Genomic DNA, 20,963 nt, shown 5'->3' on the forward strand with positions numbered 1-20,963 from the left:
CCCCGCTCTTCTCTATTGCTCATATCCTATTTTTTGATATATTTCGCTTCCAGCTCTTCAATTCGCGCTACCTTTGGCGCGGAACCGCCGCCGGAAAAATCACAGGTCAGCCAGAGGTCAACCAGGTATTTGGCAAGTTCTACACCGATTACCCGTTCGCCCATGCACATAATTTGTGCGTTGTTGCTCTTGCGGGAACGCTCTGTAGAGAACGGATCGTGGCAGACTGCCGCCCGGACGCCCGGAACCTTATTGGCGCACATTGCCATTCCAAGTCCAGTGCCGCAAACCAGGATCGCACGTTCATATTTTCCGTCAGCGACTGCTTCCGCCACCTTGAATGCCACATCGGGATAAAGGACAACCTCGCCCTTATCCGCGCCGAAATCGTCCACTGCTACCCCTTTGCTTTCCAGGTGTTTGATGATTTCTGCCTTTAGGTTATAGGCTGCCTCGTCACAGCCGATTGCTAATTTCATATTTATTGACTTCCTTTCTGAGGATTTATAAGCTGATCACTGCGTCAGCGATGGCGCAGAGCAGGAGGCAGCAGGAGGTTGCGCCTGCGTCCAAAACGCCTTTGGAGCGTTCGCCAAGCCGGCTGGAACGCCCGTATTTTGCAACCAAATCTTTGGTTGAGTCCCTGCCGCTTGTTGCCGCTTTTTTCAGCGCTTGCATTGCGTCGTCCATTTCACTGCCGGATTCGGCTGCGGCGCTCAGTGCTTCTACCGCAGGGGAAAGGGTATCCACCAGCGTTTTATCCCCGACCCGCGCGTCTACAATGTCAAATAAGCCGTCCATGCCGCTTTGCAGCATATCCCGGACGTCTGCCACGGTAAGCTCATCCTTTTCCTCGGCAGAATCTGCCATTTCCATGAAAATAGTACCATAGATCGGTCCCATGGAACCACCGATCTCATTCATCAAAATCATAGCAAGGGAATTAAGCCCGTCGCTTAAGGTGAAATCCTCACCGCCGAAGCGTTCTTCAAAGACAGAAAACCCCTTGTTCATATTCATGCCGTGATCCCCGTCGCCGATCAGGCCGTCCACCTCGCCCAAATAGGCTTTATTCTCCTGGATGGCTTTCACCATGGCCATGAGGATTACTTTGCCATCAGACTGCTTGATTGTTTTCATTATCGACTATCCCTCCTGTTAAAACTGGGTTAAACCAACGCTCTTCGCCGGCATGTCAACCAGCTCCTTGAGTTCATCGTCCAATTTCATGACGGTCAGTGTAGCGCCCATCATTTCCAGGGAGGTGAAATAGTTGCCGACATACGATTTATGTACCTTGATTCCCTTTTCGGTCAACAGGTTTTCGATTTCATCATAAAGGACATATAATTCCATGACCGGCGTAGCGCCAAGCCCGGACACCAGAACCACGACCTCGTCCCCGGATTCAAACGGATAGTCAGGCAGGACGATATCCACCATTCGTTTTGCCATCTCTCTGGCGGATTCCAATGGGCAGACCTCAATGCCGGGTTCTCCGTGATGCCCGATCCCAACCTCAATTGTGCCTTCCTTGATCTCAAAGTTCGGATGGCCGACTGCCGGAAGGGTGCAGGGAGTAAGCCCAATCCCGACGCTGCGGGTATTGTCAATTGCTTTCTGGGCTGCCGCGATTACTTCGTCCAGACTCGCGCCGGTGCTGGCTTTGGCGCCGCCGACCTTCCACATTAACACTTCGCCGGCCACGCCGCGGCGTTTTTCCCGCTGATCCTTCGGCGCAGAGGCAACATCGTCGTTTGCGATGACAGTCTTGACGGTAATACCATCCTTCTTTGCCATCTTGACCGCCATCTTGACGTTCATGTTATCCCCGGAATAGTTCCCATACAGACAGGCAACGCCGTTGCCGCTGTCAACCGCTTTGAACGCCTGGTAAAAGGCGAGGGCCGTTGGGGAGGTGCAGATTTCTCCGACTGCCGCCGCGTCGCACATGTTCTTGCCGATATATCCGATAAAAGCCGGCTTGTGGCCGCTTCCGCCCCCGGTCACGACACCGACGCGGCCCTCTGTAGATTCTACGGATTTGAGCACGCGTTGGTTTTCAGTCGTTTCAACCAGATCTGGATGCGCTTTCACAAAGCCGCTCAGCATTTCGTCTACGATGTTGTCCGGATTGTTTAAAATTCGCTGCATGGATGATACTCCTCCTCTAATTTGTATATTTGCATTATTTGTTTATTTCATATCAGGCACTAAAATCACTTTCAGAGCGCCCTCTGCTCCGGTAGTGGCAAGCTTGAAGCCCTCTTCCCATTTTTCCAACGGGAACTGATGCGTCACGACGCCGTCGGTTGGAAGCTTCCCGCTGCCGATCCATTCAATGACGGTATCATAGCAGAATGGGCTGAGATGTGCGCCGAGCAGGTTTAATTCCTTCCGGTCGCTGATGATGCTCCAATCCACCGTAACCAGATCGCCGAATACGCTGAATTCCACAAAGGTTCCCATCTTCCGGATTGCCTCTAGTCCCTGCTGTACACTGGACGGATGGCCGGTTGCTTCGATATAGATGTCACAGCCGTAACCGTCAGTCAGCTTTTTGATCTCGCTGACGACATCCATTTTCGACGGATTCATCACGATGTCAGCTCCGAATTGTTTAGCTAATTCCAGCCGTTTGTCGTTCAGATCCAGTACAATCAGGCAGCTTGGGTTGTGCTGGCGGATTGCTCCTACCATACCAAGCCCAAGAGTTCCTGCACCGGAAAGTACAACCACATCCCGCACGCCGATGCCGGCACGCTCTACACAATGGAAGGAGCAGGCGTATGGTTCGGTCAGAATGGCCTTTTCAATCGGGATTTCTTTGGGTACGCGGTAGTTGAGGGATTCCTTGGTCAAGCGGACATATTCCGCCATCCCTCCGTTCACATTATTCTGAAACCCGTAAAGATCATGCTTTTCACACATCCAGTGCCGTCCGGTTTTACAGAATTTGCATTCTCCGCACGGAACAATCTGCTCCGGGCAGATCCTGTCGCCCGGCTCCCAGCCGGAAACATTCGGGCCAATTTCTACCACAGTGCCGACAAATTCATGTCCGGGAATCATAGGCGCTTTGATATATGGCGGGTTTCCGTCTCCGCCCCAAAAGCTCGGAGCACCTTTAAATGCTTTTGTATCTCCGGCACAGATACCGCAGGCTTCAATTTTAATAATCATCTCCCCGTCGCCGGCATGTGGGGTATCAACCATTTCAAACCGGTAATCACCCGGTGCATAAGCGACGATTGCTTTCATCTTCTCTGGTAACTGACTCATAATCCATTGACCTCCATTCATAAGGGAAATATTAACGGCTTGCACAAAACAGAGAGTAGGTCTTGTGCTGTACTCTTTAACTTTATCGAAAAGAAAAACCGTTGTCAATTCATTTTAAAAAAATCCAATTAAAAAAATAATCTTTGTGAAAATTATCCAGAATTCAAAATCTCTTTTTGTGACCGAAGATATGAAACTTGAAATTTATTTCACTTTTAATTTCATATATTGAAATGCTTGACATCGGCGCTTTCCTGTGGTACACTGAAAACAGTTAAAAAAGACTAACCGGTGCGTGGGCACCCTGATTTTTAATTCAGTTAGTTAGTTCAAACTAACCAAAAGGAGGCGCAAAATGAGTGTTGTTATCATAGGCGGAAACGAACGAATGGTTTGCCAGTATGCTGACATTTGTAAAAATCATGGATGTAAAGCCAAAATTTTCGTCAAGGAGAAAGGGCCGCTGCGGAAAAAGCTGGGCTGCCCGGATTTGATGATCCTGTTTACTAATACCGTATCCCACAAAATGGCAATTACCGCTTCGCAGGAGGCAAAACGGAATGATATTCCCGTTGCAAGGCTGCAGTCCGGGAGCTGCTCGGCGCTGAAAGAATTTTTAGAGCAGCACTGTTCGCTGAAACAGGAAAAAAAGAATTTTTCCAAAATTTCTCTTGACAAAATGGTTAGCAAGTGCTAACCTATATATGGTTAGAAATTACTAACTGTTTCTTTTGGGAAATAGGGTTAGTTTCAGCTTACATTCTTGAGGAATCAAAGAAGGAGAGATCATGATGCCTTTAACGATGGCAAAAGCAGGAGAGTCAAACTCCATCAAGCGGGTCGGGGGAAAAGAGGAGATTCGGCGTTTTTTGGAGAACCTGGGCTTTGTAGTCGGCGGGGACGTGACGGTTGTCTCTGAAAATGGGGGAAATGTCATTGTCAGCGTCAAGGACTCCAGGGTTGCAATCAGCAGGGAAATGGCGAATAAAATCATGATTTAGTTTCATGATCCGATGGAGGGGAGCCGCGGCTTGTGCGGTTTTTTCGCAGGGGGGGGTTCTCCTTTCCATGGGATTTGTGGTTTAGAAAGGAGCAGGCAGAGGATGAAAACACTGAAAGAAGCGAAATGCGGGACGACGGTGAAGGTGATTAGGCTGCATGGCGCAGGCGCTGTGAAACGCCGCATCATGGATATGGGAATTACCAAAGGGGTAGAAATCTTCATCCGGAAAGTTGCGCCGCTGGGCGACCCGGTTGAGGTGAATGTCCGTGGATATGAATTGTCGCTGCGGAAAGCAGATGCAGAGATGATTGAGGTATCATAATTAAGGCAGCAACGGAAACAAAATGGTTTCTGTTTTTCTTGAGGCAGAAGGTTAGAAGGAACTAACTTTCGGGACGGCGGCCGAACCGGGAGAATGCCTTTGAGACTTGCGTTTTTGAAAGAGGAAAGGGGTCATAGCAATGCCAATTAAAATTGCGCTTGCCGGGAATCCGAACAGCGGGAAGACAACGCTCTTCAACGCGCTGACCGGTTCCAACCAGTTTGTTGGGAACTGGCCCGGCGTAACGGTAGAAAAAAAAGAGGGAAAGCTGAAAGGGCACAAGGACGTAGTTATTACCGACTTGCCGGGAATCTACTCACTCTCACCCTACACGCTGGAGGAGGTTGTTGCCAGAAACTACCTGATCCATGAAAAGCCGGATGCGATTCTGAATATTGTGGACGGGACGAATCTGGAACGAAATCTCTATCTGACCACGCAGCTTATGGAGCTGGGAATCCCAGTTGTCATGGCGGTCAATATGATGGACGTGGTTAAGAAAAACAAGGATGAAATCAACATTCAGCAGCTTCAGAAGGAATTGGGCTGTGAGGTTGTGGAAATCTCAGCCTTAAAGGGAACCGGTGTTGCGCAGGCGGCGCAGCGCGCCGTCTCGCTGGCAAAAAGCGGAGAGGCCGTCATGCCGGTGCATCAGTTCTCCGAAGAGGTGGAAGAGGCGTTACATAATATCGCGGCGCAGCTTGGAAATGTGCCGGAAGAACAGAAGCGGTTCTTTGCAATCAAATTATTTGAACGCGATGATAAGATTAAAGAACAGCTTCAGTCCGTTCCGGATGTGGAACCGATTGTCAAGGCGATGGAAGATAAGCTGGACGATGACAGCGAAAGCATCATCACCAATGAACGGTATGTGTTCCTGTCGGGGATGATCGAAAAATGCTATCATAAGAGAAACCGTCAAAAGCTGACCGTCTCGGATAAAATTGATAGGATTGTTACCAACCGCTGGCTGGCGCTGCCGATTTTTGCAGTGGTTATGGTAATCGTCTATTATGTATCTGTTTCCACAGTTGGGACGATTGCGACTGACTGGGCGAACGACGGTGTATTTGGAGAAGGCTGGCATCTGTTTGGAATCGGCAGCTCGGACTATAACGAGGTTGCGGAGGAATACGATCTGGCGAGCCTCAAAACAGAAGCCTATCTGGAAGCGGCTGAAACAGCCGGGCTTGACACCGAGGCGCTAAGCCAGTCCATCGCGGACGGCGAGGTTGACCAGGCTGCATTGTCCGCCTTTGAAACGGAGGCTTCTGCTGCCGGTATTACGGCGGAAGCGGAGGTTTTGGATGACAATGGGGAAGTGGAAGAAACGCTTCCGGTCAATCTGGACGAGTTCGAAAATGCGGTTGCCGTTTCTGAGCCTGATCCAGCGGATTACGGCGTTTGGGTACCTGGCATTCCTGTCCTGCTGGAGGACGGCCTAAACGCAATCGGCTGTGCGGATTGGCTCTCTGACCTGATCCTGAACGGGATTGTAGCGGGCGTCGGCGCGGTTTTGGGCTTTGTTCCGCAGATGTTGATCCTGTTTATCTTCCTGGCTTTCCTGGAGTCCTGTGGATATATGGCGAGAATCGCCTTTATCATGGACCGTATTTTCCGGAAATTCGGCCTTTCCGGAAAATCCTTTATCCCGATGCTGATTGGGACTGGGTGCGGCGTGCCGGGAATTATGGCATCCCGTACCATTGAAAACGACCGTGACCGGAAGATGACAATTATGACCACCACCTTTATCCCCTGCGGCGCGAAGCTGCCGATTATTGCCCTGATTGCAGGCGCGCTCTTTGGCGGAGCTTGGTGGGTAGCGCCGAGCGCATACTTTGTCGGTGTTGCGGCGATCATTATATCCGGGATTATCTTGAAGAAAACCAGAATGTTTGCCGGCGATCCCGCGCCGTTTGTAATGGAGCTTCCGGCTTACCACTGGCCGACGGTCGGCAACGTGCTCCGCAGCATGTGGGAACGCGGCTGGTCTTTCATTAAAAAGGCGGGGACAATCATCCTGCTGTCGGCGATCCTTTTATGGTTCCTGCAGGGTTACGGTGTGGAAAACGGAAGCTTTGGCAGGGTAGAAGACCTCAACAACTCGATCCTCGCTGTAATCGGCGGATTTATCGCTCCAATTTTCGCCCCGCTCGGTTGGGGAGACTGGAAGGCGGCGGTTGCCAGCATTACCGGCCTGATTGCAAAGGAAAATGTAGTAGGAACCTTTGGTGTGCTCTACGGCGGACTGGATGAGGTTGCAGAGAACGGATGGCAGATCTGGGCAAGCATGAGAGAATCCTTCACCGCCCTGACTGCATATTCCTTCCTGGTATTCAACCTGCTCTGCGCGCCTTGCTTTGCCGCTATCGGCGCGATCCGCAGAGAGATGAACAGTGCAAAATGGACTTGGTTTGCAATTTCGTACCAGTGTGTGTTTGCTTACGCGATGGCTCTGTGCATCTATCAGCTTGGTATGCTGTTTACCACCGGCGCATTTGGAATTGGGACAGTTGTCGCAATCATGATTGTAGCCGCGCTGCTGTACCTCCTATTCCGTCCGTATAAAGAACAGAACGAATTGAAAGTAAAAGTCCGCGTATAAGCGTGAAAGGAAGGCGGTTTTTATGTTGGCTTTTCTGAGCCAGAACCTGCCGACAATCATAATCGGCTTAATCCTGGCTACAGCTGTGGTTTTGATTCTTGTCAAGCTGATAAGAGACAGGAAGAACGGCAGCTCCTGCAATTGCGGCTGCGGCTGCAAGGATTGCCCGAGTTCGGCAGTGTGCCATAAGAAATAATCACTAATAAATCCCCCTGAAAATGGCTTCGATACCATTTTCAGGGGGATTCTTTGATAGGAGGGTTTAACTCTCCTTTTGCTCCGTTGCTTCTGCATTTGCCTCTTCTTCCTGCGGGGCAGGTTCTAAGGATGTTTGGAGGTATTTATCGGAGAAGAAGGTATTGGCGTTGTATAGGAACAAGACCTCCTGGATGTCATATTCGTCAATCAGCGTATCGATATTGTCATAGTTGTACCGGGGATCGACGATTACAATTTCCCGGTAATAGGGGATCAGGAAGGGGATAAAGCAGTTAGCATAGGAATCCTTCAGAACCAGCAGGCTGGCCTTGCTTTTGGAGGCTGTCTGAATCTCGATGAGGGAATGATTGCCGCCGAAAAAGACGGCGTATTGATCCCGGGTTTTTAGGCTCTCGCCGTGATAGACGTCCGCCTCCTTTTTCTGCTCCTCTACATAATTCACGGTATAGGCGGTTTCCTGGTTGGGGAAGTAGAGCTCCAGCGCTTCTTTTTCATTCTCCAAAAATCCGCTTTTGGCTGAGAGCGTACCCTGGAAATCTGCTGAGACAGGATAATGCTCATAGCTGACGGCGGAGGGGTCAAGCTCCATCACAGAGGCCGCCTGCTGAAATGCGACATAAGCGCCGGTGGTAGTCCAGTGATGGTCGGTGCGGTAATAGAGGTTCGTTTCCTTTTCCAGCCGGAACGCTTCCCGCACATCGATTACCTTCATGGTCTCGGAGGAGGAAAAGGCGCTTAAAAATGCATCCATATATGCGTTTTGATCTGCTGCCGGTGCAAAGGCGGGAAGCTCATTCTGATAAATATTCACAGCAGTCGGCGCGATCAGAAGATATTGCTTGAGCTTTTCATGCCGTTTGGAAAAGGCGAGAATGGACTGCTTCAGAGAAGCGACTCGTTCTGCATCCGGTTCTTCAAACTGTTCAAAGAGCCGTCCGTTTTTCCCGAGATAAATCCCGTTGGCCTCTTTTTTGCCGAGGATCGTATCGGCTGTGGATTTTATCATAATCCAGAAGTCCCGGAAAGCGAACTGGTCGTTGACATAGGATTCTGATTCCTTCATAAACTGGCCGCTTGCAAGATGATCAAGCGAAAGGTTCGGCTTGGAGGCTAAGACCCGGTTCTCCTTTTCCGAAAAGACACGATCCTTGGTGAAAATGTTGCAGATGACCAAGGCTACAAAAATAATCAGGAAAATTGCCGCCATAATCCGGGTAAAAAACAGAAGCGGGCTGCGTTTTTTGGGATTCAATTCGCTTCCTCCTTTCAAAACCGGAAATATAGAAATGGGTTGTAGGTTTCATAAACAAGATAGGCTACGCACAGAAGCCATAGGACGATATTGACAGCTACCGCAGCCCACGGCGCTCTGCGGAGCAGGCGCTTAAACTGATTGTAAAGCCAGGGCGCGCAGGAAATCATGCCGATCACAATCAAAAGCAGGTTCGTTTTGAGCAGGTAAAGACCGGTAGAATCTGCAAGCCCGCCGGTGGTCACGCCGAACATATTCCCCAGATAACCCACCGCGTCCGACAGGACGGTGTTGCTGAAGAACACCCAGCCGATGACAATCAGCAGGAGGGTATAAATCCGGACAGCCCATCCGGGAAGCCGGTCAAAACATTTTGCCAGCACATATTTTTCAAAGAGCAGGAGCACCCCGTAATAAAGCCCCCAGACCACAAAATTCCAGCTTGCGCCGTGCCAGAGGCCGGTCAGCATCCAGACCAGCATGATATTGAAGATATGCCGTGGGACAGAAACGCGGTTTCCGCCCAACGGGATGTATACATATTCCCGGAACCAGCTTCCGAGCGAGATATGCCAGCGCCGCCAGAACTCGGTAATTCCGCGGGAAATATAGGGATAGTCGAAGTTCTTCATAAACTGGAATCCAAACATCCGTCCCAGCCCGATGGCCATGTCGGAATATCCGCTGAAATCAAAATAGATTTGCAGCGTATAGGCGATAATTCCAACCCATGCTGTCAGGACAGAAAAGCTTCCGATCTCCATTCCCTGCACCGTGGTGTAAACCATGCCGAGATTGTTGGCGAGCAGCACCTTTTTCGCCAGCCCTTTGATGAAAAACTCCGTCCCCAGTCCGAAGCCCGCCAGTGTGACGCGGCGCTCCTTGAGCTGCGGTTCGATATCCGCATAACGGACAATCGGCCCGGCAATGAGCTGCGGGAACATGGTGATATACAGGCTGAAGCTGATGAGGTTTTTCTGTACCTTGACCTTGCCCCAATAGACGTCGAGGATATAGGAGAGGGTTTGAAAGGTATAAAAAGAGATTCCGATGGGGAGCGCCAGCTCCTTATAGGGAATACTGCTGTGAAAAATCTGGTTGACCGTATCAATCAGAAAGCCGGAATATTTGAAAAAGCCGAGCAGGAACAGATTGACAAGGACAGTGAGCAAAAGGCTGTTCCGCGCGGCTTTTGGGTCGAGGCGTTTGCGGTCGATGTCGATTCCCATGACATAGTTAAACGCCGCGGAGAAAAGCATTAGAATAATATAAACCGGCTCTCCCCAGGCATAGAACACCAGGCTGAAAATAAGCAGCACGACATTTTTCCATGATTTTGGGACAAGGAAATAAACAGCCAGTACAGCAGGCAGAAAGATAAATAAAAATAGAATACTGCTGAAAACCATACGTGTAAGGTTCCTTTCTTCCGGTTATTTTTTGATGCAGGAAACGAAATCAGCTTTCCAGCTATCCGCTTCCTCCGAAACGGCAAAGAAAATATAATTCCCCATCCGTTCCAGCACGTGCGCCTTCAGCAGTGCGGTCTGCTCTGCACCATAGCCGTCAAACGCGTCAATCTGACTGTTCAGGCGGCCTTCTATCTGCTCCTCCGCAGCGGCTGCCTGGGAGGAGTCTTTTAATTTGACCACCAGCAGCTCGTCCACTGCCATGGTGGATTCCGAGAGATAGAGGAAATATCCGTCATAATCCTCGGCGGATAACCCGTAGCAGCGCCGCAGATCATTGTCCGATCCTTTGGTTAAGGAAGAAATGCCCTTTGCCGGAAACATGGCCTGTTCGATCACGGAAACCGGCTTGTCCTTATAATTTCCTGAAAAACAGAGCAAAACCAGAAAGACCGCCAGAAAGACAAGCAGGCTGATCTTTGCACAGAGGATGACGAGACCTTCGCGGTTCGGCGCCGGCTTCTGTTCCTCTGGGCTTGTCCCGGTGCCGGCCGGGTTAAAATTTTCAAATATGTTTATCACAGCAATCCCGCCTTTTCCGCAACCGTTTTAAACCAGTAGGGATAGAAGGTGGATTTTACATGAATCCCGTCCGGTTCGTAGAGATCGATGTGCTTTTCCGCCAAATCGGTGCAGTCAATGAAGGTAAGGCCCATTTCATCGCACATGCTTTTGAGCGCTTTGTTAAATTCCCCGTAGTGCTTGAAATTTTGGTTTTTGCTCAGCGCCGGATCCTGGATCGGCATAATACTCATAATATAGATCCTGGCATCCGGAAGCTGATCCTGCAGAGAGCTCACCTGCTTTTGGTAGGCTTCAATAAACGATTCTGCTTTTCCGCGGAAATAGAGCAGGTCGTTCATCCCAAAGGAAAGGAACACCTGGTCAGGATTCAGCCCGACGACAGTGGGGAAAAGCTCCCCAGCATTCGGAACGCTCATCCCGCGCTTATAGACGACATTGCTCTTGGAAAGGAACTTGTAGGTGGAGATGGCCTCCGTCAGGGAGTCGCCGACAAAAACGGACTTTTTGAAGATAGTTTTAATCTCCTTTTTCGAAAGCTTTTCAACCTGTTCCTTCTTCTTTTTTTCCTCAGCTTCTTTTTTCTTCTGCTCCTCTTCCTCTTTCTTCTCCTGCTCCAGCATGGCGTCAATCTCCGATTCCGCCTGTGAAACAGTCACCTGTTCAAGCTGCGTCAGCTTCTGTGTACCGGCAGCCACCTGCTGGATGTCCTGCTGCTTTGCTGAATGGCTTTTGATCAGGAGAATGCTGACCAGAACAATCAAAACGGCAAGAACCGCAACGCCGATGATCCGGTAAACCGCCGAGCTTTTCTTCATAAATATCGACTCTTTCCAACCAATTTTCTTTCTGTTCTGAATGATAGAACCTATTTATTATTCTACCATAATTATCTATTAATAACAATTCGAAACAAAAGATTGTTACCATTCACCAAAAGATTGTAACCGGTTTGAAATTCTTATTACAATCCTGTAAAACTCTGTGTTTTAGGTTGTTCCGCGCTCTACCAGGGCAACCGGCAGCACTACATGGCGCTGCGGGACGGTTTCGCCTTTTACCATTTTGAGCAGGAGATGGGCTGCCTTGAGAGCAAGCTCCTTTTTGTTTTGCTGGATGGTGGTGATTGCCGGATAACAGAACTCCGAAACGGAAACGCCGTCGAAGCCGACAATCTTGACCTGCTCCGGGACAGCGATGTTGTTCTGCTGCAGGGCAACCAGCGCGCCGTAAGCGCGCCAGTCGTTGGTGGCGAAGATTCCGTCGAAACGGATTTTTTTCTTGATCATATAAAAGACGATGTCCCGCGCTTCCTGGAAGTTGGACAAATCATCCCCGAGGTGCACGACCAGGTCGTCCCGCCTGGGGATCCCATAGTCCCGGAGCGCGTCAAGATAACCGTTCAACCGTTGGGTATTCACTGAAAGGGCCCGCTGCTTTGACAGGATCATAATGTCCCGGCATCCTTTTTTGATTAGTGCCTCGGTTGCGATATAACCGCCGAGATAGTGGTCGGACTCCACATAGACAACCTCGTTTTTCCCCTTTGGCCTGCGGTCGATGCAGGCAATTGGAATCCCGGTGCTGAGCACCTCCTGCGGCAGGTCCTCGCTACCGGAAATGCAGAGTATCCCGTCTACGGTTTTGGATTCCAGGATGCGGAAATAGGCGGCCTCCTTCTGCTCCTCCTCATTGGTGTTGCAGATCAGGACGGAATATCCCTTGCGGAAGAAGTATTTCTCCAGCTCCAGCACAATCTCCGCAAACAGCTCGTTGCTGATATCCGGGACGATGACCCCGATGGTGTTGGACTTGCTTTCCCGAAGGCTTTTGCCGGTCATATTGGTGGTGTAATGATATTCCTTGATTACCTTTTCCACCCGCCTGCGCGTTTCCTCGGAGAATCGGCCGTTTTGGTTGATGACACGGGAAACAGTCGCGACCGAAACACCGCTCAGCCGCGCGATATCCTTGATAGAGACTTTTTTCTTTGCTCTCACAAAAAAACCTTCTTTAACCTGAAATTAATCGTTACTCATTTGTTACTCATGATATCAGATTTTGCCCGGCTTGTAAAGCAATCCGGGCAGATCGGGTCAAATTGGGGATAATATTGGCGATTAAACCAACTTTTTTGGACTGCAATTATGCAGAGTGACTATTTTTTTGATTCGGGTTGACAAGTGCCGACGAACCTGTAATAATGTAGTTAGAGAAAACGATTACCCAAAGTGTTTCCCGAATGCGGCGGGCGTTGCTTACAATTGAGGAAAGGGAGCCTTTGCGCTGCGAAGGCATGGTGATTATGATGAAAAAACTGATTTGTCCATCGATGATGTGTGCAAATTTTGACTGCCTGAAGGCGGAGGTGGAGGCGCTGGATCAAGCCGGTACCGATATTTTCCACATTGATATTATGGACGGCAGCTTTGTGCCGAATTTTGGAATGGGGATTCAGGACGTCGCCTGTATCCGGCGGCTGACCAAAAAACCGGTGGATGCTCACCTGATGATCGATAATCCGGGCAACTATGTCGAATTGTTCGCGGAGCTTGGCGCGGACATCATCTATATCCATCCGGAGGCAGACGTGCATCCGGCCAGGACGCTGGATAAAATCCGCGCGGCTGGGAAAAAGGCGGGGATTGCAATCAATCCCGGAACCTCTGTAGAGACAATCCGCGAGCTGCTCCCGCTGACCGATTACCTGATGGTCATGACGGTGAACCCGGGCTTTGCGGGACAGAAGTATCTGGACTTTGTCAATAAAAAGATTGAAACATTGGTAGGAATGAAAGAGGAATTTGGCTTTAACCTGATGGTAGACGGCGCGATTTCCCCGCAGAAGATTGAAATGCTGTCCGCGATGGGCGTGGACGGGTTTGTCCTGGGAACCTCCGCGCTGTTCGGCAAAGAGGAAAGCTACGAGGTAATCATCCCTCGTCTGAAGCAGGAATAAAAGGAGGCAGAGAGAAAATGGCAGAGCATACCTATGTACTTGGAATTGATATTGGAGGAACCAATATCCGGATGGGCTTAGTCGATGAAAATAATGAGCTGAGCGAATACCTGAAGGTGCCGCAGGAAAGCATCCTGACCGGAGAGGACACGCTGGAGAGCCTGGCAGTCTATCTGGAAGGGTATCTGGCGGAAAGGGCAAAGGGGAAAGACGTAATCGCAATTGTAGCTGGAATCCCGGCGGCAATGAGCCGTGACCGTTCCACCGTTCTGAACGCGCCGAATATTCGGGGCTTCAGCGGCAAGAATGTACAGGCGGCATTACAGTCTCACTTTAGCTGCCCGGTTTTGCTGGAACGGGATGCAACCATGCTGTTTTACTATGACCTGTATCAGCACAATATACCGCACAAGGATATTATCATCGGCTGCTATATCGGCACCGGAATCGGAAATGTGATCTCGGTGGACGGGAAGCCGCTGGTAGGAAACGACGGTTCCGCAGGGGAGCTTGGGCATATCCCGGTCTGGGATAAGACGGACATCTGCAACTGCGGAAATGAAGGCTGCATGGAAAGCCATGTCGGCGGAAAATACCTGGTGGAATTGCAGAAAACAACCTTCCCGGATGTAGATATCCATGACCTCTTTGCAGAGAGGGGCGACGCTCCGGAGCTAGACCGGTATGTGGAGCATCTCTCCCTGCCGATTACAACCGAAATCAATATTTTGAACCCGGCGGTGATTATCCTGGGCGGCGGCGTGCTCTCTATGCCGGGCTTCCCGAAGGAGCGCCTGGAAAAATACATTTACAAGCACAGCCGTAAGCCTTTCCCGGCGGACAACCTGCACATTGTCTATTCGGACAACGGCGGCGAAAACGGAATTTACGGAAGCGCGCTCTATGCACGTGACATACTGGGAAAATAACCTCAACTGATAAAAAAGGAGAATGAATCATGATTGCTTTGGCTTCTGACCACGTTGGAATTGAACTGAAAAAACATATTATGGACTACCTCGACGAGCTGCATCTGGAATACCGTGATTACGGCACCTATTCCACCGAGCGCTGCAACTATCCGGAATACGCCCTGAAGGCCGCCAATGCGGTTGCGAGCGGCGAATGTGAAAAGGGGATCATCTGCTGCGGAACCGGGATTGGAATTTCTATCGCGGCGAACAAGGTCAAGGGCATCCGCTGCGTGGTCTGCTCCGACTGTTATTCTGCGCTGCTTTCCCGGCAGCACAACAATACAAATATGCTCTCCCTCGGCTCCCGCGTAGTCGGCAAAGACCTTGGGCTGATGATTGTAAAAAGCTGGCTGGAAGGCAAATACGAAGGCGGCCGGCATCAGGTGCGGATCGACCAGATCGCTGAGATTGAACAGACCGGCACCATTTCCGGAAAATAACTGTTTACTCCATATAATCCTAAAAAAGCCCCCGCAGAAGGTGTTCCTTCCACGGGGGCTTTGCCCTGTTGGCTGGAAAATTTTATTGACTAATACCTGGGAAAGGACTATAATTTAAAATGAAATATTCAGATAATCTAAGCTGGCCATGCAGACGGTTTCGGTTATCCTTGGGAGGAATTTGGAATGAAATTTTTTATCGACACAGCGAATGTAGAAGACATCAAAAAGGCTAATGACATGGGCGTAATCTGCGGTGTTACAACAAACCCGTCCCTGATTGCAAAAGAGGGAAGAGATTTTAAAGAAGTTATCAGCGAGATCGCTTCAATTGTTGACGGCCCGATCAGCGGCGAAGTAAAAGCGACGACGGTTGACGCGGAAGGCATGATCAAGGAAGGCCGGGAGATTGCGGCAATCCATCCGAATATGGTTGTAAAAATCCCGATGACCGTAGAAGGGCTGAAGGCGACCAAGGTGCTCGCTTCCGAAGGAATCAAAACCAACGTCACTTTGGTATTCAGCGCAAACCAGGCGCTTCTGGCGGCGCGTGCAGGCGCTACCTATGTTTCCCCGTTCCTGGGCAGACTGGACGATATCTCCGCTCCTGGGATTGATCTGATCCGTACAATCTCTGAAATCTTCCAGATTTACGGGCTGGAAACCGAAATCATTGCGGCGAGCGTCAGAAACCCGATCCACGTGACTGACTGTGCCCTGGCTGGCGCAGACATCGCTACTGTTCCTTACGGCGTAATTGAGCAGATGACCAAGCATCCGCTGACCGATCAGGGAATCGCAAAATTCCAGGCGGACTACAAAGCGGTTTTCGGTGAATAATAAAGAGTGAAAACGCGGGCAACATTTGTTGTCCGCGTTTGATTCTGCCTATATAAAAATGTATTGTTTCATAAGCATGGTGTTTTTGTTTTATATTGGCTCGCATGGCTGCTCCTGCTGTAGCTGCCCCGCTAGGACGGCGTCCTGCTTTAATTGAGCCAGAATTTTCTGATCCGGATCTGAATAGCCGGCGCCGACCGCAATTTGATACTGCTCCAGCATTTCCCTTTCTTTGCCTAAAACCGAAAGCGCCTTAGCGTAATTCATCCGGATTACTGGATGATCCGGCATTTCCTTCGTTGCTTTTTCAAAACAGGAAAGAGACTTCTCGTACTTTCCCGTATTTAGATAATAGTTTCCGAGCTTGTTATAGGCAAATGTATTACGGGGATTATAGAATATGGCATTTTCGCAGCATTTTGCCGCTTTGTCCGATTGATTTTCGTCAAAATAAATGGTTGCCAGATTAGACCAGACCATATCATAGGATGGATCTAATTCCAAAGCCTTGTGAAAATACTCGACAGCGCGGCCATATTTTTTCTCCTCCAGTGCGGTTCGTCCGATCAGGAACAAAATACGCGCTTCTGCTTCAGGGGAAGCGGCCGCCTTTTGCGCTTTTTTCAAGTAATAATATGCGGTTTCGTGATGGTCGGTATACCAGGCGCGGTAGCCCTTATAGAACAGTTTTTTGGCGCGGCGGTCATCGTGAAAATAATTGAGGGTGATTTCGTTAAAATCTCTGGTGAGCCTATCGGATACCGGTTTATCAATAGAGGTGTAAAATGTACTGACCAGTCCTAAAATTCCGGCGGTCAGGGGGAAAAGCGCTTTCAAATAAAAGGTATGTTCCCGATGCTCCAAAACTGCGGCTACGATAATAATCAGGGTGAAAACAATAATGAACGAACACAGGATTCGGCGGAACAGAAGCTTTTTTGTCATGGAACCTATCTCCTTATGTAAAAAAGGCTCTCTGCTCTGGGAGAGAGCCTTGAAAATTATAGCGTCTTTACAAATTCCTTGAGGTAGGACTTGAAATCGTTTCCAATTTCCTGGTGGGCGCAGGCGGTTTCTACAGCAGCCTGCATAATTCCCAGCTTATTACCCATGTCATAGCGGGTGCCGATAAAGTCAACCCCGATCATCCCTTTTTCACGGGCTAAAATTTTCATGGCGTCGGTGAGCTGGTACTCACCGCCAGCGCCGGTTGGGATATTGCGCAAGATCTGGAAAATTTCCGGCGGCAGGACGCAGCGTCCCAGGATGGAGAAATTTGAGAAGGCAAGCTCCGGAGTCGCCGGCTTTTCCACCATGTCTGTTACTTTATAAACGTTATCCTTGAGGTTGTCAACCTTTAAGGAAGAATAGCGGGTTACCTGTTCGAACGGGACTTCCTTCATGCAGACGCAGCCAAGCCCGTAGGCTTCGTATTGGTCGAGAAGCTGCCGGCATACCGGATAGTCGCCCATAATCACATCATCGCCGTACAGGACGGCGAATGGCTCATTGCCAACAAACGGACGCGCGCACATAATGGCATGCCCCAGACCCTTTGGCTGCTGCTGGCGGACATAGGTGATATTTGCCATTTCGGCAATTTTCAGCACTTCGTCGCGCATGGAAAGCTTCCCGCTGTCAGCCAGCTTTTGCTCCAGCTCCGGAGCGCGGTCAAAATGATCCTCCACCACATTTTTTCCCCGGCTGAGGATAATACAGATGTCCTCAATTCCGCTTTTTACCGCTTCTTCCACGATGTACTGGATTGCGGGCTTATCCACAATGGTCAGCATTTCCTTAGGCATTGCCTTTGTAGCCGGCAATACCCGCGTACCCAGCCCTGCTGCTGGGATGACTGCTTTTTTAACTTTCATTCTGATAGTCATTCCTTTCTGATGCTTTGGTCCGATGCCGATTCCATAGGAGGTTATACTATGGATTTTGAACGCATTTCTGTTCAATAGGCATAAAACCGTGTCCTCCCAAGACACTTTTACTTATCCAAAATAGTATATCATACCTCTTGTGACGATTCAACAGGATAAAACAAAAGATTTTCTTATTTTTATTAGGGTTTACAATTTTACTCTCAAGATCAGTTTTTTGGAAAAAAGTGTTGACAAAAATCAGTGTACTTGCTATAATATATTACGTCGCTGAAACGTCCAAGACAGCTTTTTCGATTAGATGCGGGTGTAGTTCAATGGTAGAATCCCAGCCTTCCAAGCTGGTCGCGTGGGTTCGATTCCCATCACCCGCTCCATTTTATGTACTGTTTGCGGACAGGCAGATATGCGCCCATAGCTCAGCCGGATAGAGCAACTGCCTTCTAAGCAGTAGGCCACAGGTTCGAATCCTGTTGGGCGTGCCAATAAAATTTTATATCAATATGGTGGGTATAGCTTAGTCGGTTAAAGCGCCAGATTGTGGTCCTGGAGACCGAGGGTTCGAATCCCTCTACCCACCCCATTATTTTTTACCAGATGCCCTGGAATACGAAAGTGTTCTGGCTTTTTTTATATCTGGGATTGGTTTCCATATTGGGCTATAGCCAAGCGGTAAGGCACTGGACTTTGACTCCAGCATTCCGTTGGTTCGAATCCAACTAGCCCAACCAATGATACACAGCAAAGGCCCGCTCCACATTTTGTGGCGCGGGCCTTTGCTGTTTTGATGCGTTTCTTTTTTATTGTGAACTGTCAGAGACTAGCTTGCTGACTAGCGATTTCATCTCTTTCCTGGAAGCGACATGGTGCGCTTGTTCAATAATTTCTGCCTGCTGCTGTTCTGTCATGCTGCAAAAGCATTCCATTGCGTCTGGGCGTTGTGCCAGTGCCATCCCAAGGCCTAATGGCAAAGAATCTAAGTTCATATTGACCACCTCCATATAATTTCAGTATTGGCTGCGAAGCAGATGCTTATACAAAACCTAAGCCAGTGCCTGTCTTAATAGATGCAGGTACTGACTTGGGTTTTGGCTATCGTTCCCAAACATTTCAATCTCCTGTGATTTCTTCAAAAAACAACTTTGTGAAGGGCTTTGACCCAACTTCAGAAATATGGTATGATAAACGATAATAAATCAAGTCACAAAAGGAGTTTGTATTGCTATGTCAATAGAACGAGTGAGAGCATATTTTGCGGAAGAGGGAATTGCCGACAGAATCCAGGAATTTGACGTTTCCTCCGCGACGGTAGAATTGGCGGCGCAGGCGCTTGGGTGTGCACCGGAACGAATTGCCAAAACACTTTCCTTTCAGCTTCCCGACCGGTGTATCCTGATTGTAGCGGCGGGAGATGCAAAGGTGGATAATGCGAAATTTAAAGCGGCCTACCATACCAAGGCAAAGATGATTCCCGGCGGAGAGGTAGAGGAAAAGGTCGGTCATGCGGTCGGGGGAGTCTGCCCGTTTGCGGTGAATGATGGGGTGCCAGTATACCTGGATGAATCCCTGAAACGCTTTGAAACCGTTTTTCCTGCCTGTGGCAGCAGCAACAGCGCGATAGAGCTGACCATCCTGGAGCTTGAGCGGTATTCGGGCTGCGCCGGCTGGGTCGACGTCTGTAAAAGCTGGAAATAACGGAGGAGAGCACATGGACTATAAAGAAGAATTTTTGGAATTGTATCGAACTTATGTGAAGCGGGACGGCGCGGACAAGCTGTTGGAGTATCTTTTGTCTCCGCAGAGCGATTTCTTTACCGCCCCTGCTTCAACCAGATTTCACGGCTCCTACGCGGGCGGGCTGGTGGAGCATTCCGTAAATGTTTATCATTGTCTAAAGGATTATCTTTCCAGGGAGCGGGTTCGGTCGGTTTACAGAATGGAGTATACAGAGGAGACGGTCGCTGTGGCCGCACTGCTGCATGACGTATGCAAAATCAACTGCTATCGTCCCGGAACGAGGAATGTCAAGGAGGACGGCGTCTGGAGGACGGTTGACACCTTTGAATACGATGACAGGATGCCATATGGGCACGGAGAAAAATCGGTTTATATTATTTCCGGATTTATGCGTCTCAGCAGGGAGGAGGCCTTCGCTATCCGGTATCATATGGGCTTTTCCGGCACGGAGGATATCCGCAACGTCGGCGCTTCCTTTGAGCAGTTTCCTTTAAGCTTTGCGCTCTGCACAGCGGACATGGAGGCTACCTATTTTCTGGAGGGCAAAGAAAAGTAAAAGACAGACACGCCAAAAACAGGGCGGATAGCTGTAAGCTATCCGCCCTGTTTTCGTAAGAAGCCAAACGCCCGCGATGATTTAAATAGGCGGCCTTTGTCTTACTGCATTTCCAATTCTTCTTCCAATTTTTGAATTACGGTACTCATCTTTATATTTAAGGCTGTACATATTCGGTATAAGGTCTCTAATGTAGGCTTTCTTTTACCTCTCTCAATTGCGCTTAAATGGCTGCGCCCGATATCTGCCAAACCGCTGAGCACTTCTTGAGAAACACCGCTTTTCATCCTGTAATAGGCAATCACTTTACCAACTAAAGCCGCGTCAAGCGTAGGAATATACATAGACACCACCTCCAAACTATATTTTATGCTGGAAAAAACAAATTTATGAATACATATGTTGACAAATGAATACTTATGTGTTACAATGATGAAAACTTTATGAAAGGAAGGGTATAATTTATGAAAAAGCATTTTTTGTCTGTAATTTCTGCTTTGATGATCCTGACGCTCGTTCTCACAGGATGCGGTGCCGCTACCTATCAAGAGGTACTTGATGACTACTCCTCAAAAATTCAAGATAAGGCTCCGACTCTGGTAGAGGAATTTCAGGAGGAAGCGGCAGATTTGGACGGTGATCCTAATAAGTTGGCTGAGCTTTCTGAGCAAAAAATATCTGAGCTGGCTGAAATTTCGACAGAGGGAACGGCTAAAATGGCGGAAATCAAGCTGAAGAACAATGATGAAGACAGCGTATATCAGGAATGGGCGGAAAAGCTGACAGCGATTTATGAGGAAGAAGCCGCTAAAATTACTGACGCTTATATGGCGCTTGCGACAGAATAACTGTATGGAACCGAAAAAGGTGTGCTGCAAATTTGCAGCACACCTT

The 20,963-nt window shown here is 49.2% G+C and carries 25 protein-coding genes and 4 tRNA genes; 16 read left to right on the forward strand and 13 right to left on the reverse strand.

The annotated features are described in order from the left end of the window. Nucleotides 1-26 precede the first annotated feature (26 nt). The 4 genes from rpiB (CZ360_RS07225) to CZ360_RS07240 are packed head-to-tail and all read right to left on the reverse strand — an operon-like array spanning nt 27 to nt 3,282. Nucleotides 27-479, reverse strand: a complete 453-nt coding sequence (gene rpiB, locus CZ360_RS07225; protein WP_077533493.1) for a ribose 5-phosphate isomerase B — start codon at nt 477-479, stop codon at nt 27-29. Nucleotides 480-504: 25 nt separating this feature from the next. Next, nucleotides 505-1,140 carry a dihydroxyacetone kinase subunit DhaL gene (gene dhaL, locus CZ360_RS07230; RefSeq protein ID WP_077533494.1) on the reverse strand — a complete coding sequence of 212 codons (636 nt, stop codon included), beginning with the start codon at nt 1,138-1,140 and terminating at the stop codon, nt 505-507. 18 nt (nt 1,141-1,158) lie between these two features. Beyond that, nucleotides 1,159-2,154, reverse strand: coding sequence for a dihydroxyacetone kinase subunit DhaK (locus CZ360_RS07235; protein ID WP_077533495.1), 996 nt, complete (start codon nt 2,152-2,154; stop codon nt 1,159-1,161). A gap of 42 nt (nt 2,155-2,196) precedes the next feature. Beyond that, nucleotides 2,197-3,282, reverse strand: coding sequence for an alcohol dehydrogenase catalytic domain-containing protein (locus CZ360_RS07240; RefSeq protein WP_077533496.1), 1,086 nt, complete (start codon nt 3,280-3,282; stop codon nt 2,197-2,199). A 355-nt stretch (nt 3,283-3,637) separates the two neighbouring features. Between CZ360_RS07240 and CZ360_RS07245 the strand changes: the two genes are divergently transcribed. From CZ360_RS07245 to CZ360_RS07265, 5 genes are all read left to right on the forward strand, one after another. After that, nucleotides 3,638-3,979, forward strand: coding sequence for a DUF2325 domain-containing protein (locus CZ360_RS07245; RefSeq protein WP_077533497.1), 342 nt, complete (start codon nt 3,638-3,640; stop codon nt 3,977-3,979). Between the two features lie 91 nt (nt 3,980-4,070). Further along, complete coding sequence (locus CZ360_RS07250; protein ID WP_077533498.1) at nt 4,071-4,283, forward strand: FeoA family protein; 213 nt, start codon at nt 4,071-4,073, stop codon at nt 4,281-4,283. Nucleotides 4,284-4,385: 102 nt separating this feature from the next. Continuing rightward, on the forward strand, nt 4,386-4,607 hold the full coding sequence (locus tag CZ360_RS07255; RefSeq protein ID WP_077533499.1) for a FeoA family protein: 222 nt from the start codon (nt 4,386-4,388) through the stop codon (nt 4,605-4,607). Nucleotides 4,608-4,746: 139 nt separating this feature from the next. After that, nucleotides 4,747-7,215, forward strand: a complete 2,469-nt coding sequence (gene feoB, locus CZ360_RS07260; protein WP_077533500.1) for a ferrous iron transport protein B — start codon at nt 4,747-4,749, stop codon at nt 7,213-7,215. A gap of 22 nt (nt 7,216-7,237) precedes the next feature. Next, a complete protein-coding gene (locus CZ360_RS07265; RefSeq protein ID WP_077533501.1) occupies nt 7,238-7,411 on the forward strand; it encodes a FeoB-associated Cys-rich membrane protein in 174 nt (57 codons plus the stop codon). A gap of 66 nt (nt 7,412-7,477) precedes the next feature. On the opposite strand, the gene CZ360_RS07270 is transcribed toward CZ360_RS07265, so the two are convergent. The 5 genes from CZ360_RS07270 to CZ360_RS07290 form a co-directional block, all read right to left on the reverse strand. Then, nucleotides 7,478-8,686: a DHHW family protein gene (locus CZ360_RS07270; protein ID WP_077533502.1), complete on the reverse strand. Its 1,209-nt coding sequence runs from the start codon at nt 8,684-8,686 to the stop codon at nt 7,478-7,480. A 14-nt stretch (nt 8,687-8,700) separates the two neighbouring features. Continuing rightward, nucleotides 8,701-10,095: an MBOAT family O-acyltransferase gene (locus CZ360_RS07275; RefSeq protein WP_077533503.1), complete on the reverse strand. Its 1,395-nt coding sequence runs from the start codon at nt 10,093-10,095 to the stop codon at nt 8,701-8,703. A 24-nt stretch (nt 10,096-10,119) separates the two neighbouring features. Beyond that, nucleotides 10,120-10,677, reverse strand: a complete 558-nt coding sequence (locus CZ360_RS07280) for a DUF4358 domain-containing protein (protein WP_077533504.1) — start codon at nt 10,675-10,677, stop codon at nt 10,120-10,122. After that, nucleotides 10,674-11,495 carry a GDSL-type esterase/lipase family protein gene (locus CZ360_RS07285; protein ID WP_077533505.1) on the reverse strand — a complete coding sequence of 274 codons (822 nt, stop codon included), beginning with the start codon at nt 11,493-11,495 and terminating at the stop codon, nt 10,674-10,676. Before CZ360_RS07285 ends, CZ360_RS07280 begins: the two co-directional genes overlap by 4 nt. Nucleotides 11,496-11,666: 171 nt before the next feature. Beyond that, the gene (locus CZ360_RS07290) at nt 11,667-12,677 is read right to left on the reverse strand and encodes a LacI family DNA-binding transcriptional regulator (RefSeq protein ID WP_077533506.1); all 1,011 of its coding nucleotides are present in this window, start codon (nt 12,675-12,677) and stop codon (nt 11,667-11,669) included. A gap of 308 nt (nt 12,678-12,985) precedes the next feature. Here CZ360_RS07290 and rpe point away from each other — a divergent pair, with 308 nt between their 5' ends. The 4 genes from rpe (at nt 12,986) to fsa (ending at nt 15,890) form a co-directional block, all read left to right on the forward strand. Next, complete coding sequence (rpe, locus tag CZ360_RS07295) at nt 12,986-13,636, forward strand: ribulose-phosphate 3-epimerase (protein ID WP_205411119.1); 651 nt, start codon at nt 12,986-12,988, stop codon at nt 13,634-13,636. Between the two features lie 17 nt (nt 13,637-13,653). Next, entirely contained in the window at nt 13,654-14,565 is a 912-nt protein-coding gene (alsK, locus tag CZ360_RS07300; protein WP_077533507.1) for an allose kinase, read from the forward strand. Between the two features lie 29 nt (nt 14,566-14,594). After that, entirely contained in the window at nt 14,595-15,050 is a 456-nt protein-coding gene (gene rpiB / locus CZ360_RS07305) for a ribose 5-phosphate isomerase B (protein ID WP_143530180.1), read from the forward strand. A 186-nt stretch (nt 15,051-15,236) separates the two neighbouring features. Next, the gene (gene fsa / locus CZ360_RS07310) at nt 15,237-15,890 is read left to right on the forward strand and encodes a fructose-6-phosphate aldolase (RefSeq protein WP_077533509.1); all 654 of its coding nucleotides are present in this window, start codon (nt 15,237-15,239) and stop codon (nt 15,888-15,890) included. A 90-nt stretch (nt 15,891-15,980) separates the two neighbouring features. On the opposite strand, the gene CZ360_RS07315 is transcribed toward fsa, so the two are convergent. Both CZ360_RS07315 and galU read right to left on the reverse strand, forming a co-directional pair. Further along, nucleotides 15,981-16,835: a tetratricopeptide repeat protein gene (locus tag CZ360_RS07315; protein ID WP_077533510.1), complete on the reverse strand. Its 855-nt coding sequence runs from the start codon at nt 16,833-16,835 to the stop codon at nt 15,981-15,983. 56 nt (nt 16,836-16,891) lie between these two features. Beyond that, on the reverse strand, nt 16,892-17,764 hold the full coding sequence (gene galU / locus CZ360_RS07320) for a UTP--glucose-1-phosphate uridylyltransferase GalU (protein WP_077533511.1): 873 nt from the start codon (nt 17,762-17,764) through the stop codon (nt 16,892-16,894). Between the two features lie 315 nt (nt 17,765-18,079). Between galU and CZ360_RS07325 the strand changes: the two genes are divergently transcribed. The 4 genes from CZ360_RS07325 (at nt 18,080) to CZ360_RS07340 (ending at nt 18,507) form a co-directional block, all read left to right on the forward strand. Beyond that, a tRNA-Gly gene (locus CZ360_RS07325) sits at nt 18,080-18,153 on the forward strand. Between the two features lie 31 nt (nt 18,154-18,184). Further along, nucleotides 18,185-18,261 (forward strand) — tRNA-Arg (locus tag CZ360_RS07330). A gap of 21 nt (nt 18,262-18,282) precedes the next feature. After that, nucleotides 18,283-18,359: transfer RNA gene (locus CZ360_RS07335), tRNA-His, on the forward strand. Between the two features lie 72 nt (nt 18,360-18,431). Next, nucleotides 18,432-18,507, forward strand: a tRNA-Gln gene (locus CZ360_RS07340). A gap of 69 nt (nt 18,508-18,576) precedes the next feature. Here CZ360_RS07340 and CZ360_RS07345 read toward each other — a convergent pair. After that, nucleotides 18,577-18,762 (reverse strand): hypothetical protein, encoded by a 186-nt coding sequence (locus CZ360_RS07345; protein ID WP_077533512.1) that lies wholly within the window; start codon nt 18,760-18,762, stop codon nt 18,577-18,579. A 238-nt stretch (nt 18,763-19,000) separates the two neighbouring features. Between CZ360_RS07345 and CZ360_RS07350 the strand changes: the two genes are divergently transcribed. Then, nucleotides 19,001-19,471: a YbaK/EbsC family protein gene (locus tag CZ360_RS07350; RefSeq protein ID WP_077533513.1), complete on the forward strand. Its 471-nt coding sequence runs from the start codon at nt 19,001-19,003 to the stop codon at nt 19,469-19,471. Between the two features lie 13 nt (nt 19,472-19,484). Further along, complete coding sequence (locus CZ360_RS07355; protein WP_077533514.1) at nt 19,485-20,069, forward strand: HD domain-containing protein; 585 nt, start codon at nt 19,485-19,487, stop codon at nt 20,067-20,069. Nucleotides 20,070-20,170: 101 nt separating this feature from the next. Here the strand turns inward: CZ360_RS07355 and CZ360_RS07360 are convergent, their stop codons facing one another. Continuing rightward, nucleotides 20,171-20,413, reverse strand: a complete 243-nt coding sequence (locus tag CZ360_RS07360; RefSeq protein ID WP_077533515.1) for a helix-turn-helix domain-containing protein — start codon at nt 20,411-20,413, stop codon at nt 20,171-20,173. A gap of 120 nt (nt 20,414-20,533) precedes the next feature. Here CZ360_RS07360 and CZ360_RS07365 point away from each other — a divergent pair, with 120 nt between their 5' ends. After that, entirely contained in the window at nt 20,534-20,917 is a 384-nt protein-coding gene (locus CZ360_RS07365; RefSeq protein ID WP_077533516.1) for a hypothetical protein, read from the forward strand. Nucleotides 20,918-20,963 lie beyond the last annotated feature (46 nt).

It is taken from the genome of Massiliimalia massiliensis, assembly GCF_900155615.1.
Lineage (GTDB): Bacteria > Bacillota > Clostridia > Oscillospirales > Ruminococcaceae > Massiliimalia > Massiliimalia massiliensis.

Excerpts from the sequence above, each read along its gene's own strand:
- rpiB (WP_077533493.1), bottom strand. The coding sequence starts at position 479 with ATGAAATTAGCAATCGGCTGTGACGAGGCAGCCTATAACCTAAAGGCA.
- dhaL (WP_077533494.1), bottom strand. The coding sequence starts at position 1,140 with ATGAAAACAATCAAGCAGTCTGATGGCAAAGTAATCCTCATGGCCATG.
- CZ360_RS07235 (WP_077533495.1), bottom strand. The coding sequence starts at position 2,154 with ATGCAGCGAATTTTAAACAATCCGGACAACATCGTAGACGAAATGCTG.
- CZ360_RS07240 (WP_077533496.1), bottom strand. The coding sequence starts at position 3,282 with ATGAGTCAGTTACCAGAGAAGATGAAAGCAATCGTCGCTTATGCACCG.
- CZ360_RS07245 (WP_077533497.1), top strand. The coding sequence starts at position 3,638 with ATGAGTGTTGTTATCATAGGCGGAAACGAACGAATGGTTTGCCAGTAT.
- CZ360_RS07250 (WP_077533498.1), top strand. The coding sequence starts at position 4,071 with ATGATGCCTTTAACGATGGCAAAAGCAGGAGAGTCAAACTCCATCAAG.
- CZ360_RS07255 (WP_077533499.1), top strand. The coding sequence starts at position 4,386 with ATGAAAACACTGAAAGAAGCGAAATGCGGGACGACGGTGAAGGTGATT.
- feoB (WP_077533500.1), top strand. The coding sequence starts at position 4,747 with ATGCCAATTAAAATTGCGCTTGCCGGGAATCCGAACAGCGGGAAGACA.
- CZ360_RS07265 (WP_077533501.1), top strand. The coding sequence starts at position 7,238 with ATGTTGGCTTTTCTGAGCCAGAACCTGCCGACAATCATAATCGGCTTA.
- CZ360_RS07275 (WP_077533503.1), bottom strand. The coding sequence starts at position 10,095 with ATGGTTTTCAGCAGTATTCTATTTTTATTTATCTTTCTGCCTGCTGTA.
- CZ360_RS07285 (WP_077533505.1), bottom strand. The coding sequence starts at position 11,495 with ATGAAGAAAAGCTCGGCGGTTTACCGGATCATCGGCGTTGCGGTTCTT.
- rpe (WP_205411119.1), top strand. The coding sequence starts at position 12,986 with ATGAAAAAACTGATTTGTCCATCGATGATGTGTGCAAATTTTGACTGC.
- alsK (WP_077533507.1), top strand. The coding sequence starts at position 13,654 with ATGGCAGAGCATACCTATGTACTTGGAATTGATATTGGAGGAACCAAT.
- rpiB (WP_143530180.1), top strand. The coding sequence starts at position 14,595 with ATGATTGCTTTGGCTTCTGACCACGTTGGAATTGAACTGAAAAAACAT.
- fsa (WP_077533509.1), top strand. The coding sequence starts at position 15,237 with ATGAAATTTTTTATCGACACAGCGAATGTAGAAGACATCAAAAAGGCT.
- CZ360_RS07315 (WP_077533510.1), bottom strand. The coding sequence starts at position 16,835 with ATGACAAAAAAGCTTCTGTTCCGCCGAATCCTGTGTTCGTTCATTATT.
- galU (WP_077533511.1), bottom strand. The coding sequence starts at position 17,764 with ATGAAAGTTAAAAAAGCAGTCATCCCAGCAGCAGGGCTGGGTACGCGG.
- CZ360_RS07345 (WP_077533512.1), bottom strand. The coding sequence starts at position 18,762 with ATGAACTTAGATTCTTTGCCATTAGGCCTTGGGATGGCACTGGCACAA.
- CZ360_RS07350 (WP_077533513.1), top strand. The coding sequence starts at position 19,001 with ATGTCAATAGAACGAGTGAGAGCATATTTTGCGGAAGAGGGAATTGCC.
- CZ360_RS07355 (WP_077533514.1), top strand. The coding sequence starts at position 19,485 with ATGGACTATAAAGAAGAATTTTTGGAATTGTATCGAACTTATGTGAAG.
- CZ360_RS07360 (WP_077533515.1), bottom strand. The coding sequence starts at position 20,413 with ATGTATATTCCTACGCTTGACGCGGCTTTAGTTGGTAAAGTGATTGCC.
- CZ360_RS07365 (WP_077533516.1), top strand. The coding sequence starts at position 20,534 with ATGAAAAAGCATTTTTTGTCTGTAATTTCTGCTTTGATGATCCTGACG.